Origin of the sequence: Amycolatopsis magusensis (genome assembly GCF_017875555.1) — a bacterium.
GTDB classification, from domain to species: Bacteria; Actinomycetota; Actinomycetes; order Mycobacteriales; family Pseudonocardiaceae; genus Amycolatopsis; species Amycolatopsis magusensis.
In genome coordinates this window covers 2,968,141-2,984,654 of sequence record NZ_JAGGMS010000001.1, presented here as the reverse complement: position 1 = coordinate 2,984,654, position 16,514 = coordinate 2,968,141, and the positions used below count along the sequence as shown (strand labels likewise).

At 68.7% G+C, this 16,514-nt stretch carries 10 protein-coding genes; 6 read left to right on the top strand and 4 right to left on the bottom strand.

Annotation, left to right across the window (positions count from 1 at the left end):
- Positions 1 to 247: 247 nt before the first annotated feature.
- Both gltB and JOM49_RS13605 read left to right on the top strand, forming a co-directional pair.
- Complete coding sequence (gene gltB, locus JOM49_RS13610) at positions 248 to 4,783, top strand: glutamate synthase large subunit (RefSeq protein WP_209664651.1); 4,536 nt, start codon at positions 248 to 250, stop codon at positions 4,781 to 4,783.
- Complete coding sequence (locus JOM49_RS13605; RefSeq protein ID WP_209664650.1) at positions 4,776 to 6,227, top strand: glutamate synthase subunit beta; 1,452 nt, start codon at positions 4,776 to 4,778, stop codon at positions 6,225 to 6,227. The genes gltB and JOM49_RS13605 overlap by 8 nt, the downstream gene beginning before the upstream one ends.
- A 91-nt stretch (positions 6,228 to 6,318) precedes the next feature.
- Here JOM49_RS13605 and JOM49_RS13600 read toward each other — a convergent pair whose 3' ends face one another.
- Together JOM49_RS13600 and JOM49_RS13595 are read right to left on the bottom strand one after the other, a co-directional pair.
- Positions 6,319 to 7,065, bottom strand: a complete 747-nt coding sequence (locus JOM49_RS13600) for an SDR family oxidoreductase (RefSeq protein ID WP_209664649.1) — start codon at positions 7,063 to 7,065, stop codon at positions 6,319 to 6,321.
- A gap of 42 nt (positions 7,066 to 7,107) precedes the next feature.
- Positions 7,108 to 8,343 (bottom strand): HNH endonuclease signature motif containing protein, encoded by a 1,236-nt coding sequence (locus JOM49_RS13595; RefSeq protein ID WP_209664648.1) that lies wholly within the window; start codon positions 8,341 to 8,343, stop codon positions 7,108 to 7,110.
- A gap of 517 nt (positions 8,344 to 8,860) precedes the next feature.
- On the opposite strand from JOM49_RS13595, the gene JOM49_RS13590 reads away from it, so the two are divergent.
- Positions 8,861 to 9,721, top strand: coding sequence for a DUF11 domain-containing protein (locus JOM49_RS13590; protein ID WP_209664647.1), 861 nt, complete (start codon positions 8,861 to 8,863; stop codon positions 9,719 to 9,721).
- A gap of 7 nt (positions 9,722 to 9,728) precedes the next feature.
- Here the strand turns inward: JOM49_RS13590 and JOM49_RS13585 are convergent, their stop codons facing one another.
- Both JOM49_RS13585 and JOM49_RS13580 read right to left on the bottom strand, forming a co-directional pair.
- Positions 9,729 to 10,784, bottom strand: a complete 1,056-nt coding sequence (locus JOM49_RS13585) for a FecCD family ABC transporter permease (RefSeq protein WP_282769897.1) — start codon at positions 10,782 to 10,784, stop codon at positions 9,729 to 9,731.
- Positions 10,781 to 11,833 (bottom strand): FecCD family ABC transporter permease, encoded by a 1,053-nt coding sequence (locus JOM49_RS13580; RefSeq protein WP_209664646.1) that lies wholly within the window; start codon positions 11,831 to 11,833, stop codon positions 10,781 to 10,783. The genes JOM49_RS13585 and JOM49_RS13580 overlap by 4 nt, the downstream gene beginning before the upstream one ends.
- A gap of 89 nt (positions 11,834 to 11,922) precedes the next feature.
- On the opposite strand from JOM49_RS13580, the gene JOM49_RS13575 reads away from it, so the two are divergent.
- The 3 genes from JOM49_RS13575 (at position 11,923) to JOM49_RS13565 (ending at position 16,511) form a co-directional block, all read left to right on the top strand.
- Positions 11,923 to 13,578 (top strand): ABC transporter ATP-binding protein, encoded by a 1,656-nt coding sequence (locus tag JOM49_RS13575; RefSeq protein WP_245369324.1) that lies wholly within the window; start codon positions 11,923 to 11,925, stop codon positions 13,576 to 13,578.
- Positions 13,575 to 15,332: an ABC transporter ATP-binding protein gene (locus JOM49_RS13570; RefSeq protein ID WP_209664645.1), complete on the top strand. Its 1,758-nt coding sequence runs from the start codon at positions 13,575 to 13,577 to the stop codon at positions 15,330 to 15,332. Before JOM49_RS13575 ends, JOM49_RS13570 begins: the two co-directional genes overlap by 4 nt.
- A 111-nt stretch (positions 15,333 to 15,443) precedes the next feature.
- Positions 15,444 to 16,511, top strand: coding sequence for an iron-siderophore ABC transporter substrate-binding protein (locus JOM49_RS13565; RefSeq protein WP_245369323.1), 1,068 nt, complete (start codon positions 15,444 to 15,446; stop codon positions 16,509 to 16,511).
- Positions 16,512 to 16,514 lie beyond the last annotated feature (3 nt).

Here is a 16,514-nt window from a genome sequence, read left to right as displayed (position 1 = left end):
ACACGGATCTCGGCCACCGCGCTTACCCACGTGTGCCCAGCACACAACGACGTCGTGCACAGCGCGGTGCACAGGCCACCCAGTGCCGTGTGGCTCCTGTCGATCAGCGTGCCCAGGATTTCCGGGCTTACGCGTTTCGCTCTCGACTGACCATCGCAGTCCGGGGCCCACCCGTTAGCCGAGTCCGCCAGACCGGCCCCTATCGGGTGACGCCCGGCACTGCCTACGCCCGAGGAGGCGGCCAGCCGTGACCCGCCATGATCAGCACCACCGCAGGCCAGGAGGCCTGTACGACCCGCAGTTCGAGCACGACGCCTGCGGGGTCGCCTTCGTCGCGGATCTCACCGGGAGACGAGACCACCAGATCGTCCGCAAGGCACTCATCGCCCTGCGGAACCTCGAACACCGCGGAGCCCGCGGCGCCGAACCGGAAACCGGTGACGGCGCGGGCCTGCTGATCCAGGTCCCGGACGAGTTCTTCCGCGCCGTGACCGAGTTCGACCTGCCCGCCCCCGGCGAATACGCCGTGGGCACCGCTTTCCTGCCGGTCGACGAGACCGCCCGCCGCCGCGCGGTGAGCACGATCGAGCGGATCGCCGCCGAAGAAGGCACCGAGGTGCTGGGCTGGCGCGAGCTGCCCGTGCGCACCGAGCACACCGGACCGACCGCGGCCGCCACGATGCCGCACTTCAGCCAGCTCTTCCTCGGCTCGCGCTCCGCGGACCTGACCGGACTGGCGCTGGAGCGAGCCGCTTTCTGCGTGCGCAAGCGCGCCGAGCACGAGCTGGTCGAGGACGAGGTCTACTTCCCGAGCCTGTCGGCCCGCACCATCGTCTACAAGGGAATGCTCACCGAGGCCCAGGTGGAGAGCTTCTTCCCGGACCTCGGTGACGAGCGTGTCACCAGCTCCATCGGCCTGGTGCACTCGCGCTTCTCCACCAACACGTTCCCGTCGTGGCCGCTGGCGCACCCGTACCGGTACGTCGCGCACAACGGTGAGATCAACACGCTCCGCGGCAACCGCAACTGGATGGACGCCCGCGAGTCCATGCTCGCCAGCGACCTCATCCCCGGTGACCTCGAGCGGCTCTACCCGGTGATCACCCGGGGCGCGAGCGACTCGGCCTCCTTCGACGAGGTCCTGGAGCTGCTCCACCTCGGCGGCCGTCCGCTGCCGCACGCGGTGCTGATGATGATCCCGGAAGCGTGGGAGAACCACGAGGAGATGGACCCGGCCCGCCGGGCGTTCTACGAGTTCCACTCCACGCTGATGGAGCCGTGGGACGGGCCCGCGCTGGTCGCGTTCACCGACGGCACCCAGATCGGCGCCGTGCTCGACCGCAACGGCCTGCGCCCGGCACGGTACTGGGTCACCGAAGACGGCCTGGTCGTGCTGGCCAGCGAGGTCGGCGTGCTGGACATCGACCAGTCGTCGATCGTCCGCAAGGGACGCCTCGAGCCCGGCCGGATGTTCCTGGTGGACACCGCCGAGGGCCGCATCATCGACGACGACGAGATCAAGGGCGGGCTCGCCGCCGAACACCCGTACCAGGAGTGGGTCCAGGAAGGGCTGCTCCAGCTGGAAGACCTGCCGGAGCGGGAGCGCGAGGTGCCCCCGCACGCCGCGCTGGTCCGCCGGCAGCAGGCGTTCGGCTACACCGAAGAAGAACTCGACGTCCTGCTCGAACCGATGGCCCGCACCGGCGCGGAACCGATCGGCTCGATGGGCAACGACTCGCCGCTCGCGCCGCTGTCGAGCGGTTCGCGGCAGCTGTTCGACTACTTCACCCAGCTGTTCGCCCAGGTCACCAACCCCCCGCTGGACGCGATCCGCGAGGAACTGGTCACCGCGCTGGGCGCGCAGCTCGGCGCCGAGCCGAACCTGCTCACCGCCGACGGCGCATCCTGCCGCCGGATCGTGCTGCCGTTCCCGGTGGTCGACAACGACGAGCTGGCCAAGCTGGTGCACATCAACGACGACGGCACCCTGCCGGAGTTCAGCGCGGTCACCGTGTACGGCAAGTACGAAGTGGACGGTGGCGCCGAGGCGCTCACCCGGCGGCTCGACGAGATCCGCGCCGAGGTGTCGCAGGCCATCGCCGAGGGCGCGCGGCTGATCGTGCTGTCCGACCGCGGGGTCGACGAGAAGCACGCGCCGATCCCGTCGCTGCTGCTGACCGGCGCGGTGCACCACCACCTGGTCCGCGAGAAGACCCGGACGCAGGTCGGCCTGCTGGTCGAGGCAGGCGACGCCCGCGAGGTGCACCACATCGCGCTGCTCATCGGCTACGGCGCGGCCGCGGTGAACCCGTACCTCGCGATGGCGACGGTGGAGGAACTCGCCTCCGGCGGGCACATCGCCGGCACCGACGCGAAGCAGGCCACCCGGAACCTGATCAAGGCACTGGGCAAGGGCGTGCGCAAGACGATGTCGAAGATGGGTGTGTCCACCGTGGCCTCCTACACCGGCGCGCAGATCTTCGAGGCGATCGGGCTCGGCGAAGAGGTCATCAGCACCTGCTTCACCGGGACCACCTCGCGCCTCGGCGGCATCGGCTTCGAGACCATCGCCGAGGAGGTCGCGCGGCGGCACCGGCGGGCGTTCCCGGCCGACGGCGTGCGGCCCAGCCACCGCGAACTCGAAACCGGCGCCGACTACCAGTGGCGCCGCGAGGGCGAGCCGCACCTGTTCAACCCGCAGACGGTGTTCAAGCTGCAGCACTCCACGAGGTCCGGCAAGTACGAGGTCTTCAAGGAGTACACCAAGCAGGTCGACGACCAGGCCGAGCGCCTGCTGACCCTGCGCGGGCTCTTCGGGTTCAAGGAGGGCGCCCGCCCGCCGGTCCCGCTCGAAGAGGTCGAGCCGGTGTCCGAGATCGTCAAGCGCTTCGCCACCGGCGCCATCTCCTACGGCTCGATCTCCAAAGAGATGCACCAGACGCTGGCGATCGCGATGAACCGGCTGGGCGGCAAGTCCAACACCGGTGAGGGCGGCGAGGACGCCGACCGGCTCTACGACCCGGAACGCCGCTCGGCGGTCAAGCAGGTCGCGAGCGGGCGGTTCGGGGTGACCAGCGAGTACCTGGTCAACGCCGACGACATCCAGATCAAGATGGCGCAGGGCGCGAAGCCCGGCGAGGGCGGTCAGCTGCCCGGCGCGAAGGTCTACCCGTGGATCGCCAAGACCCGGTTCTCCACGCCGGGAGTTGGCCTGATCTCGCCGCCGCCGCACCACGACATCTATTCGATCGAGGACCTGGCGCAGCTGATCCACGACCTGAAGAACGCCAACCCGAACGCCCGCATCCACGTGAAGCTGGTGTCCGAGGTCGGCGTCGGCACGGTCGCCGCAGGGGTGTCGAAGGCGCACGCCGACGTGGTGCTCATCTCCGGGCACGACGGCGGCACCGGCGCTTCGCCGCTGTCGTCGATCAAGCACGCCGGCGGACCGTGGGAGCTGGGCCTCGCCGAAACGCAGCAGACGCTGCTGGCGAACCGCCTGCGCGACCGGATCGTGGTGCAGACCGACGGCCAACTCAAGACCGGCCGTGACGTCATCATCGCCGCGCTGCTCGGCGCGGAGGAGTTCGGCTTCGCCACCGCCCCGCTGGTCGTCTCCGGCTGCATCATGATGCGGGTGTGCCACCTGGACACCTGTCCGGTCGGTGTCGCCACCCAGAACCCGGTGCTGCGCGAGAAGTTCAACGGCAAGGCCGAGTACGTGGTGAACTTCTTCGAGTTCATCGCGCAGGAGGTGCGGGAGTACCTGGCGCAGCTGGGTTTCCGGTCGATCGCCGAGGCGGTCGGGCACGCCGAGCTGCTCGACACCCGCAAGGCGGTGGACCACTGGAAGGCCTCCGGCCTCGACCTCTCGCCGATCTTCCACGTGCCCGAGCTGGAGCCGCGAGCCGCGCGGCACCAGGTCGTCGCGCAGGACCACGGCCTGGACAAGGCGCTGGACAACACCCTGATCCAGCTGGCCGAAGGCGCGCTCAACTCGGGTGACAAGGTGCGGCTGGAACTGCCGGTGCGCAACGTCAACCGGACCGTCGGCACCATGCTCGGCTCGGAACTGACCAAGCGCTGGGGCGGCGAAGGCCTGCCCGACGGCACCATCGACGTCACCTTCACCGGCACCGCAGGCCAGTCGTTCGGCGCTTTCGTGCCGAAGGGCATCACCCTGCGGCTCATCGGCGACGGCAACGACTACGTCGCGAAGGGCCTCTCCGGCGGCCGCGTCATCGTCCGCCCGCCGCAGGAAGCCCAGTACGCCGCCGAGGACCACATCATCGCCGGCAACGTGATCGGCTACGGCGCCACCAGCGGCGAGATCTTCATCCGCGGACGCGTCGGCGAACGTTTCTGCGTGCGGAACTCGGGCGCGCTGGCCGTCGTGGAAGGCGTCGGCGACCACGGCTGCGAGTACATGACCGGCGGCCGGGTGGTCGTGCTCGGCACGGTCGGGCGCAACTTCGCCGCCGGCATGTCCGGTGGCATCGCGTACCTGCTCGACGCCGACACCAAGCGGCTCAACACCGAGATGGTCGAGCTCGAGCCGCTCGACGACGAAGACACCGAACTGCTCCGCGACGCGATCGAACGGCACTACGACGAAACCGAGTCGGCCGTCGCCCGCGAACTGCTCGCCGACTGGGACACCGCGGTCACCAGGTTCGGCAAAGTCATGCCGAAGGACTACAAGCGAGTGCTGCTCGCTCAGGCCGCCGCCGAACGCGAAGGCCGCGACGTGAACGAGGCGATCATGGAGGCCGCACATGGCTGACCCCAAGGGCTTTCTGACCACCGAACGCGAACTGCCGCAACGACGGCCGGTCGATCTCCGACTGCTCGACTGGCGGGAGGTCTACGAGGACTTCGCGACCACCAAACTGGAAAAGCAGGCGGGCCGCTGCATGGACTGCGGCATCCCGTTCTGCCACCAGGGCTGTCCCCTCGGGAACCTCATCCCGGAGTGGAACACCCTGGTCTGGAAGGAAGATTGGCGCGAGGCAAGCGAACGCCTGCACGCGACCAACAACTTCCCGGAGTTCACCGGCACCCTGTGCCCCGCGCCCTGCGAAACCGCCTGCGTCCTCGGGATCAACAACGACCCGGTGACCATCAAGCGCGTGGAAATTTCCATCATCGACCGGGCCTTCGAGGAAGGCTGGGTCACCCCGCAGATCCCGGAGAAGCGCACCGGCAAGAAGGTCGCCGTCGTCGGCTCCGGCCCCTCCGGCCTCGCCGCGGCCCAACAGCTCACCCGCGCCGGCCACACCGTGGTGGTCTACGAACGAGCCGACGCCATCGGCGGCCTCCTCCGGTACGGCATCCCCGAGTTCAAAATGGAGAAGCACCGCCTCGACCGCCGCCTCGACCAGATGCGCGCCGAGGGCACCGAGTTCCGCACCAACGTCAACGTCGGCAAGGACCTGTCGGTCAACGACCTGCGAGCCAACCACGACGCCGTGGTCCTCGCAGGCGGCGCAACGGCCTGGCGCGACCTGCCGATCCCCGGCCGCGAGCTCGACGGCGTGTACCAGGCGATGGAGTACCTGCCCCCGGCGAACCGAGTCGCCGCCGGACAGCTCACCGAATCGCCGATCAACGCCAACGGCAAGAACGTCGTGGTGATCGGCGGCGGCGACACCGGCGCGGACTGCGTCGGCACCGCCCACCGCCAAGGCGCCGCCTCGGTGACCCAGCTGGAGATCATGCCCCGCCCGCCGGAGCTCCGCTCCGATGCGCACCCCTGGCCGACCTACCCGATGATCTACCGTGTCTCCTCCGCTCACGAGGAGGGCGGCGAGCGGCTCTACTCGGTGAACACTCAAGAGTTCCTCGCCGACGACTCCGGCCGCGTCCGCGCGCTGAGCCTTGTAGAGGTGCGCTCGGAGAACGGCAAGTTCGTTCCGGTCGAGGGCACCGAGCGCGAACTGCCCGCCGAGCTGGTGCTCCTCGCCATGGGCTTCGTCGGCCCGGAACGCCCCGGTCTCCTGGAAGACCTCGGCGTGGACCTGGACCAGCGCGGCAACGTCGCCCGCAACGCAAAGTTCCGGACCAGCCTCGACGACGTCTTCGTCGCCGGCGACATGGGCCGCGGGCAGTCGCTCATCGTGTGGGCGATCGCCGAGGGCCGCTCCGCCGCCTCCGCGGTGGACGCCCAGCTCACCGGCCGGGACATCCTCCCGGCACCGATCGCGCCGACCGACCGGCCGATCTCCTGAGCCGGCGGAGGAGCCCCGGTGCCAGCGTCGTCGCCGGGTCTCCTCCGCTTCTTCTTCACCTGATCTACCTCTCCAGAACACCGGCCCCGGCTTAGCCCCGGCCGATGTATGGCATGTTCGTGGCGGTGATGGTCATGAACTGAACATTCGTATTGAGCGGCAAGCTCGCCATGTAAAGCACCGCACTCGCCACGTGAGCTGGGTCGAAAGTCGGCTCGGCCATCATCGTCCCGTTCGCCTGCGGCACGCCATCGGCGATCGCCGCGGCGAGGTCGGTCGCGGCGTTGCCGATGTCAATCTGACTACAAGCGATGTCGTGGGCCCGGCCATCCAGCGAAATCTGCTTGGTCAAGCCGGTGATCGCGTGCTTGGTCGCGGTGTAGGCAGCTCGCTGAGGGCGCGGTGAGTGCGCCGAGATCGAACCGTTGTTGATGATCCGGCCGCCGCGTGGTCGCTGCTCCTTCATCAAGCGCACGGCATGGTGCGCGCAGAGGAACGAACCGGTCAGATTGATCCCGACCGTGTTCGCCCAGTCTTCCGGCGAGATCTCGTCGACGTCCCCCGCTGGCCCGGACGTTCCAGCGTTGTTGAAGAGCAGGTCTACCCGCCCCCACTTGCTGTGCACACCGTCGAACAGCGCGGCGACGGACTCGGCCGACGCCACGTCGGTGGGAATCACCTCGGCCCCGTCGAACCCAGCCGCAGTTTCGGCCAGCGGCTCCGGCCGCCGACCGGCTAGTGCGACCTGATACCCGTCCTCAAGCAGGGCTTGCGCCACAACCCTGCCAATACCGGAGCCTGCTCCGGTTACCACCGCGACCCTCTCCGTCGAGGCCATTCCACCGTCTCCTTCCCGAGCCGATCATCGAGCCAACCGAATCTACGCGGTAGCTCGGTCTGGAGCGCGGTGAGCGAAGTTGTACTGCGGTGTCTGAGCCGGATCGAGCCATCGCGGTGCGTAGAAGGCAGGGCGTCCGCTGATCATGTGGACCTGCCAATCCGTGTGGTGGATGACGCGGTGGTGCCGACCGCACAGCAAGACTAGGTTGTTCAGATCAGTCCGCCCGCTGTTCGTCCAGAAAACGACATGGTGCGGTTCGGTCCACTTAGGTGTACGCGTGCAGCCCGGAAATGCGCACCCGTGGTCACGGACCGCAAGCGCCTTACGCTGCGCTTTAGTGGCCGTGCGACTCGATCTGCCGAGCGTCAGGTTCTCGGCGCCACCGCGGAAGATGGCCGGCGTGACCGCGGCACCACTGCAGCAGATCCGACGAGCCGTGTTCATCGAAACGTAGGTCGAGTCGTTGACCAGCACTGGCTGGTTGGTCGTCATCTCGTCCAGGTTGATCCTCAACATCAAGGTCGCCGACTCACCTCCCTGTACTGGGAGGTCATCGCAGCGGGCAGCCAACTCCAGAATCTCGACCAAGGCGTCTCCTTGCCGCTCAGCCGTAGACCGCGGATCAGGGGCACCGGTGGCCGTGTCTTTGGGCTTCGGCTTGGCCAAGACACCCAGCAATCCTTGCAAGGTTTGCGCACCGAGGCGGTCGAGAGCGCCCCGCAACTGCCAGCGACCGTTCTTGGCCTGCCACACGCTTAGCTCGCACTGCGGATTAACCTGTTCCCGATCGTCGTCCTCGGCCGTCTTGCTGTTCTGTTCGACGAAGTCCACGATTCGCCGCCCGACCTTGCGCACCTCGTGCGGCCGCGCCTGCTGCGCCAGGACGAGCAGGTTCCGCTGGTGTGCTACCAGGTCCGCGGCAGGCACCTTGTCCGACAGGATATTCGTCACCTTGCAGATTTCAACCACATGTTCTCGGTTGATCAGGCCGTTGGCCAGCGCTTCCCCTACCTCGGCCAACGGTGGCGGATCAGGACCTCGTTGTCGGTACAGCAAATCAGCTGCCCGTTCTCGCGCGAGCGCCTCTCCCTTCGTGATGCGATCGTTTTCCGTCTGAAACTGAGTGAGACTGTTGAAACCTTTGTGCAGCTCACGATCCTGCATCTCCGCGATGCCGCGGAGAAGCTCCGCGTAGGCCATGTCGAGCTTGCGTACAGCAGCGAGGTGGCTCGCGGCGAGTTCGTCGTCGGAAGGATTCCGAGAGTTGTCGGACACGCAACTACGGTAAGCAGCAATGAGCCCACGTGTCGACTACCGATTTGAGAAAGGGCCTCGAACGGAACAGGTCATAGGGAAAAAGCGTGGCAACGGCCCGTTCGCGTAGTTGCAAATCGACATCTAGGTACCGCCCGTGTATGAAGGGCTGAGCGATACACAAGAACGGCAGCCACGCGTCGCGGACCATCGATACAGGCATGCAGGTCGCCGTCCTCGTGGCAGCTCCGGCTATCTCGAACTGGCACTCACAGACTGAGTGGTGCGACGGCGACCGATCCAGACTCTGAACCGTCACCGTTTGACCAAGCGGATGGTCAAGCAGTCGGTGACTGTCGCGTCGCTGGTGGGTCGATCTCGAACCGGTAGCGAGGGGTGTCCGGAGAGGTGGATGCCACCGGCTGCATGCACGCGGGCGGGATGGTGTCTGACGGATGGTGTAACGGCTTCGGTCGAAAGTACGAATCATGGATATCGGCTGCCCTGCCTGGGTTGGCCCTGGCGAGAGGGTGTCACCATGCGCCGGAACCGACCGCTGCTCGCTGCTGTGCTGTTGGGCGGACTCACAGCATTGGTGGGCGCCGCGCCGGCAGGCGCCGATCCGGCAGAAGTTCAGATCTCCGCCTCGGCCTCCACCGTGCACCCTGGCGGAACCGTAGTTGTCACGGAGACCGTCACGAACATCCACGGTTTCACCGTGCTGCACCCGACGACCCGCTTGTTCAGCACGCCGCAGAACCTGCCCTCGTTCACCACACTGGTCAGCTGCTCCGGAGTCACCTGTTCCACTGTGGATGGTCCTAACGGGCCAGTCGGCTATTCGGGCACGCTCCCCGAAGCACTGTCCGCGGGAGAGTCCGCGCAGGTCACTTTCACGTTGAAGGTCGCGGCCAGTGCGCCGGACTTCACTCACCAGTTGCAGGGCCAGCTTTTCGGCAGCAACTACGCGAGCGAGCGCGTCGACGGCCCGGCCATCACAGTGGACGCGAGAGCGGACCGGACGATCAAGCTCACCGGCACTCCGAAGCCCGGGCTGCTGGGTGGACGAGTTGACTTCACCGTGAGCGTCACGAACAACGGTCCCGACCCGGCGACGAGCACGACGGTGACCACGTCACTGCCGACCGGCCTGCAGGCGACTGCCGGAACCAACTGCGCGCCTTCGCCGGGCAAAGTGACCTGTTCCGTGGGCCAGTTGGCAAACGGCGGGAAGGGCACCGCGGCGTTTTCAGTGCCCTACGGCCTGCTGACCATCGGGCTGCCGTTCACCTTCACGGCGAACCGTTCTGGTGCGGTGCCCGAGGACCTCAATTCGGCGAACGACACCTCGTCGGTGACCTGCACCGTGATCACACCGTTGTTGGCCAGCTGTGGCTGATCGGCCGTCAGCTGCGAGCGCGCCACCGCACGGCGAGCATCCAGGCGAGGTAACCGCCGCCGAGGACGCCAGTGGCGATGCCGACGGGTAGTTGCTGTGACGGGAACAGTCGCTGGATTCCGAGGTCGCTGGCGACCAGGAGGAACGCGCCCATCAACGCCGACGCGAAAAGGTTGGGGCCAGCGGCACGGGTCAGCTTGCGGGCGAGTTGGGGACCGGCCAGAGCGAGGAACGTGATCGGACCGGCGGCGGCAGTCGCCACTGCACAAAGGGTCACGCTGACACCGAAGAGGACCAGCCTGCTCCTTTCGACGGGCACGCCGAGGCCCTTGGCCGCGTCGTCGCCCATCTCCAGCATCGAGAGTCGTCGCCCGTAGTACGCGGCGATGGGAAGGAGCACAGCCAGCGCGATGGCTACCGGCTGCACGTGTTCCCAGCCTCGTCCGTTCAGGCCGCCGACTTGCCAGGCCTGAGCGGAGACGGCGTCCTGCAGGCTCGCCCTGGTGATCAGGTAGGAGTTCGCGGACAACAGCATCGAACTCACGCCGACGCCGATGAGCACCATGCGCAGGCCGTGCATGCCCCGTTTGAAGGCAAGGAGGTAGACGACGATCGCGGTGACCATGCCGCCGAGCAGTGCACCCAGCGCGGTCTCCAGCATGCCGCCTGTGGTGGTGATGATGACGATCAGCGCGCCGGTCGCGGAGCCGTGGCTGAAGCCGATGATGTCGGGGCTGCCGAGGGGGTTGCCGGAAAGGCTTTGCAGGATGGCGCCGCTTACCGCGAGCGCCGCGCCGACCAAGAGGGCAGCCAGCAGACGTGGGAGGCGCAGAGTGGTGACGATGAAGTCGGCGCCGGGTGGGCCCTGCCCGAAGAGCGTGGCCACCACTTCGGGCACGGAGAGTTTGTAGTCGCCGGTGGTCAGGCTGACTACGGACACGATCGCGACGGCGATCGCCAGTACGGCGCAGACGATGACCGCGCGGGCGGGGACGCGCAGCGAGATCCGGCCGCCGGGGGCGCGCAGAATCCGGGTGGCGGCGGAGTTCTTGAGGGCGTTCACAGTCGCGCCGGCTTCCGGCGGCGGCACAGTGCGATGAACACCGGTGCACCCACGATCGCGGTCATGATGCCGACCTGCACCTCTTCCGTGTCGTCGAAGGTTCGGCCGAGCACGTCGGCACCGAGCAGGAGGATCGCGGCAAGGACCATTGAGTACGGCAGGCCCCAGCGGTGGTCGGGGCCGACGATCAGGCGGGCGGCGTGTGGGACGGCGAGGCCGACGAAGCCGATCGGGCCGATCGCCGCGGTGGCGCCGCCGCACAGGAGGGTGACCGCGATGGCGCCGGCCACGCGAGTGGCGGTGACGTGTGCGCCGAGGGCGCTGGCTGCCTGGTCGCCGAGCGCCAGGGCGTTCAGCGGGCGGGCGAGGATCAGCGCGATCAGGACGCCGAGCGCGATGAAGGGCAAGACTTGGAGCAGGGTGTCGGTGCCTCGGCCGACAAGGGAGCCGACGTTCCAGAAGCGGAACTTGTTGAAGACTTCGACGTTGAGGAGGACCACCGCGCTGATGAAGGCGAACAGCATTGCGGTCACGGCGGCGCCGGCGAGTACGAGGCGGTCGGGTGATGAGCCACTGCGGCCGGCTGAACCGAGTACGTAGACGACCACCGATGCGACTGCGGCGCCGGCGAAGGCGAACCAGACGTAGCCGAGGATCGAGGTGACTCCGAGGAAGGCGATGCCGATGACGATCGCGGCGGCGGCGCCGAGGTTGATGCCGAACAGGCCGGGGTCGGCGAGCGGGTTGCGGGTCAGTGCCTGCATCAGCGAGCCGGACAGGCCGATCGCGGCGCCCATGGCGATCCCGAGCAGGGTGCGCGGGATGCGCAGCTCGTGGATGATCACGGCCTCGCTGGAGCCGTCGTTGTTCCACAGGACGTGCCACGCGGTGGCGAGGGGGATGTCCTTGGTGCCGATCGCGATGCTGAGGATGAACACGAAGCCGAGGGCACCGAGGGCGAGCACGATTCCGGCCAGGCGCAGCAGGTTCGTGCGTGCTCCGGCCGGTTTGAGCTGCTCGGCTTCCTCGGCAGGTGGTGCGACTACCAACCCGGCCTCCAGCCTCTGACGAGCATGACGACGGCAGCTTATAGGGTAGCCTTACCTAGCTATTCCGCAGGTGAGGCAGGGAGGCGCTGTTGACCGGCCGGGACGTGCTCCGACACGCGATCGGCGGGCACAAGGGGCGCATTACTGCGGCTTCTGTGCTCGCCGCGGCGCATCAGGGTTGTGAAGCGTTGGTGCCGGTGTTGATCGGCGTGGTGGTCGATCGGGCTATCGGGCCGGGTTCGACGGGTGAGCTGGTGACCTGGCTGCTCGTGCTCCTGGTGCTGTTCGCCGCGTTGTCGAACACCTATCGGCATGCGCTGCGCTTGGCGGAGCATGCCGCCGAGTATTCGGCGCATCGCATTCGGCTGGATCTGAGCGAGCGGATTCTGCATCCTCGCGGCGGTGCGGAGGCCGGACATCTGCCCGGCGCGCTGGTGAACATCGCCACGGAGGATGCCCGGCGCGTGGGGTCGGTGTACGGGATCCTGCCGTTCGGTATCGCGGCTGCCACGGGCATCGTGGTCAGCGCGGTGTTCCTGCTGGTGGTCAGCGTGCCGCTCGGGTTGCTGGTGCTGCTGGGGATTCCGCCGTTGTTGTGGCTCGGGCACCTGATCGGCAAACCGCTCGAGCGGCGCAGCGGGGTCGAGCAGGAGCGGGCTGCGCATGCGTCGGGGATCGCCGCGGACTTGGTGGCCGGGCTGCGCGTGCTCAAGGGCATCGGGGCGGAGCCGGCGGCGATCGATCGGTATCGCCGCACCAGTCAGGATTCGCTGGGCGCGACGTTGCGGGCCGCGCGGGCGCAGGCTTGGCACAGCGGCGCGGTGCTCACGCTGACCGGCATCTTCATCGCCGTGGTCGCGCTGGTCGGCGGCAACCTGGCGATCAGCGGCACGATCAGCGTGGGTGATCTGGTCGCGGCGGTCGGGCTCGCGCAGTACCTGCTCGGACCCTTGAGCGTGCTCGGCTGGGCCAATGCGGAGTTGGCGCAGGGGCGGGCGTCGGCGGCTCGGGTGGCGGAGGTGCTGGCTGCGCCGCAGGCCGTTGAAGGTGGGACTGGGCAGGCGCCGGCGGAGGTCGCGGGGGAAGTTCGGCTGGCTGGGGTGCGGCATGGGGCGTTGAAAGGCGTGGACCTGGAGATTGCGCCTGGTGAGCTGGTGGGGGTGGTGACCGGGGATCTGGCTGCGGCGACGAGTTTGCTCGACTGCTTGGGACGCGACGCCGATCCCGCGGAGGGCACCGTGTTCCTGGACGGGGTGCCGTTGTCGTCGATGGATCCGTATGAAGTGAGGGCCGCGATTTTGGTCGCCGCGCATGACGCCGACCTGTTCGAGGGCAGCTTGTTGGACAACGTCGGTTCCGAAGAGGTGCTGGCCGCAGCTGCCGCGGACGAGGTCGCGAGCGCGCTGCCCGACGGTGTGTACACCGCGATCACCGAACGCGGGCACTCGCTGTCCGGTGGGCAGCGGCAGCGGGTCGCGCTGGCCCGCGCGCTCGCGGCGGAGGCGCCGGTGCTCGTCGTGCACGATCCGACGACGGCCGTGGACACGGTCACCGAGGCGCGGATCGCGGCCGGGCTGGCGCAGGTCCGGCGGCAGCGCACCACGGTGCTGGTCACGACCAGTCCGGCGCTGCTGGCCGAGACGGATCGGGTGGCGTTGCTCGAGGACGGCGTGGTGAGCGCCGTCGGGCGGCATGCCGACCTGGTCCGCGACCTGCCCGCTTACCGTGCGGCGGTGCTCTCGTGAGCGCGGATCGTCTCCTGCTGCCGATCGCGACCGGCAAGCGGACCTGGGCGGTGGTCGCCGGTTTGTTGCGGGAGCAGCGCGGGCGGGCACTGGGCACCTTCGCGATGCTCTTCGCGGCGACGGCTGTCGGGCTGGCGATCGCGCCGCTGCTCGGCCGGATCGTGGACCTGGTCGCGAACAAGGAATCCGCTGACGCGCTGGCGGTGCCGGTGATCGCGCTGGGCGCGGTCGCCCTGGTGCAGGGGTTCGCGATGGCGCTCGGCATCTCGATGGTGGCGCGGCTCGGCGAGACCATGCTCGCGGCGTTGCGGGAGAGTTTTGTCGCTCGGGCGCTGAACCTGCCGCTGTCCGAAGTGGAGCGCGCCGGGTCCGGTGACCTCACCTCACGGGTGACCGGCGACGTGTCGGTGATCGCGCGTGCGGTGCGTGAGGCGCTGCCGGAGTTGTCCCGGTCGGTGCTGACCATCGTGCTCACTTTCGGCGCGCTGGCGTTGCTCGACTGGCGGTTCCTGCTCGGGGCGGTGCTCGCGGCGCCGATCCAGGTGTTCGCCGTGCGCCGGTACACGCGCCGGGCGATTCCGCTGTACGCCGACCAGCGCGTGGCCTCGGGTGCGCAGCAGCAGCAACTGCTCGACACGGTCGGCGGCGCGCGGACGGTTCGCGCGTTCCGGCTCGCCGACAGCCACGTCGAGCGGGTGCGCAAGCGGTCCGATGCCGCGGTCACGCTGTCCCTGCGCGGGATCCGGCTGGTGACCACGTTCTTCGCCCGCCTGAACTACGCCGAGTTCATCGGCTTGGCGGCGGTGCTGATCACCGGGTTCCTGCTGGTGCGGGGCGGGGGCGTGACGATCGGGACGGCGACGGCCGCGGCGCTGTACTTCCACGGTCTCTTCGGGCCGATCATGACCGCGCTGGCCCTGGTCGACGACGCGCAGGCGGCCACAGCGAGCCTCGCCCGCCTGATCGGGGTCGCCGACCTGCCGGCCACTCCGGAGCCCGAGCGCTCCCCCGCTCCGGTGGACGCCTCGGTGAAGACGGCCGGGGTGGGCCACGCTTACGTCCCCGGCCACGACGTGCTCCACGAGGTCAGCGTGCACATCGGCACCGGGGAACGGGTCGCGCTCGTGGGTGCCAGTGGGGCGGGCAAGACCACGCTGGCGAAGCTGATCGCCGGTATCCACCCACCCTCGAGCGGGTCGATCTCGCTGGGCGGGGTGCCGCTGGCCGAGCTGGGTCCGGCGGCGACACGACGTGCGGTGGCGTTGATCAGCCAGGAGGTGCACGTGTTCGCCGGACCGCTGGCCGACGATCTGCGCCTGGCGAAACCGTCGGCGACCGACGACGAGCTGCACTCGGCACTGGACGACGTCGGTGCCCTGGACTGGGCGACCGCGTTGCCCGACGGGCTGGCCACCGTGGTCGGCGACGGCGGGCATCGGCTCACCGTCGCGCAGGCGCAACAGCTGGCCCTCGCGCGGCTGATCCTGGCCGATCCCCCGATCGTCATCCTCGACGAGGCGACGGCGGAGGCGGGCAGTGCGGGCGCGCGCGTGCTGGAGGCGTCCGCGGCCGCGGCGTTGCGGGGGCGCACGGGACTGGTCGTGGCGCACCGGCTCAGCCAGGCGGCGGCCGCCGACCGGATCGTGCTGCTCGACGACGGCCGGGTGGCCGAGTCGGGGACGCATGCGGAGCTGGTCGCGGCAGGTGGGCGGTATGCGCGCCTGTGGGCGGCGTGGTCCGGTCAGCGACAGTAACAAGTGACAGTGACCAAGCTGTGCTGCGAGGGCGGCCACTGGGGACTTGACGTACATATTTGGTTAGGCAAACCTGAGTTGCCCCGCCCTTCGACCCCTAAGGACCTGATGATGGATCGTTCCCCGACCCGCCGCGTCCGGCGCTTCGCCGGAATGCTGACCACGGCGCTGGTGGCTGCCGCCACGCTGGCCGGCTGCGGTAGCGAGGAAGCGCCCCCGGCGCCGACCGTGCCGGGCGCCGCCCCGGTCGAAGCCGCCGCCTTCCCGGTGACGATCGACCACAAGTACGGGTCCACGGAGATCAAGGCGGAGCCGAAGCGGATCGTCACGGTCGGGCTCACCGACCAGGACGCGCTGCTCGCCGTCGGCGTGGTGCCGGTGGCCACCAGCGAGTTCGTCGGCGAGTTCCCCGGCGCGATCGGGCCGTGGGCGTCGGCGAAGCTGAACGGCGCGCCGCTGCCCGAGGTGATGAAGGGCACCGCCGACCCGCAGTACGAGAAGATCGCCTCGCTGCGCCCCGACCTCATCCTCGGCCTCTACTCCGGGCTGACCCAGGAGCACTACGACAAGCTGGCGCAGATCGCGCCGACCGTGGCGCAGCCCAAGGAGTTCAAGGACTACGGGGTGCCGTGGCAGGAGAGCACCCGCCGGATCACCAAGGCCGTCGGCCGGGCGGCCGATGGTGAGAAGGTGATCTCCGACGTCGAGGCGAAGCTGAGCCAGGTCAAGCAGGAGCACCCGGAGTTCGCGGGCAAGAGCGCGCTGATGGCGACCACCTACCAGGGCTACTTCATCTACGGCAGTGAGGACCCGCGCTCGCGGGTGCTGTCCTCGCTCGGCTTCGTCCTGCCGCCGAACCTGGACCAGGTCATCGGCGACAAGTTCGGCGCGAACATCAGCCCGGAGCGCACCGATCTGCTCAACGTGGACGTGATGTCGTGGATCGTGGCCGGGGTGGCCGAGGGCCAGGCGACGTTGAGCAAGGACACGCTGTACTCGGGCATGCGGGTGGCGCAGGAGAAGCGCGAGGTGCTGATCGACGAGGCCAGCCCGTACGGCGCGGGCATCTCGTTCGTGTCGCCGCTGTCGGTGCCGTGGGTGGTCGAGCGGCTGGTGCCGCAGCTGACCGCCGCGGTGGACGGCGACCCGGCGACCGAGGTCAAGCCCGTCACTTCCTGACAC

Bases quoted from the DNA above. Each gene is read 5' to 3' on its own strand.
- JOM49_RS13565 (WP_245369323.1), top strand. From the start codon at position 15,444: ATGGATCGTTCCCCGACCCGCCGCGTCCGGCGCTTCGCCGGAATGCTG.
- JOM49_RS13605 (WP_209664650.1), top strand. From the start codon at position 4,776: ATGGCTGACCCCAAGGGCTTTCTGACCACCGAACGCGAACTGCCGCAA.
- JOM49_RS13600 (WP_209664649.1), bottom strand. From the start codon at position 7,065: ATGGCCTCGACGGAGAGGGTCGCGGTGGTAACCGGAGCAGGCTCCGGT.
- JOM49_RS13590 (WP_209664647.1), top strand. From the start codon at position 8,861: ATGCGCCGGAACCGACCGCTGCTCGCTGCTGTGCTGTTGGGCGGACTC.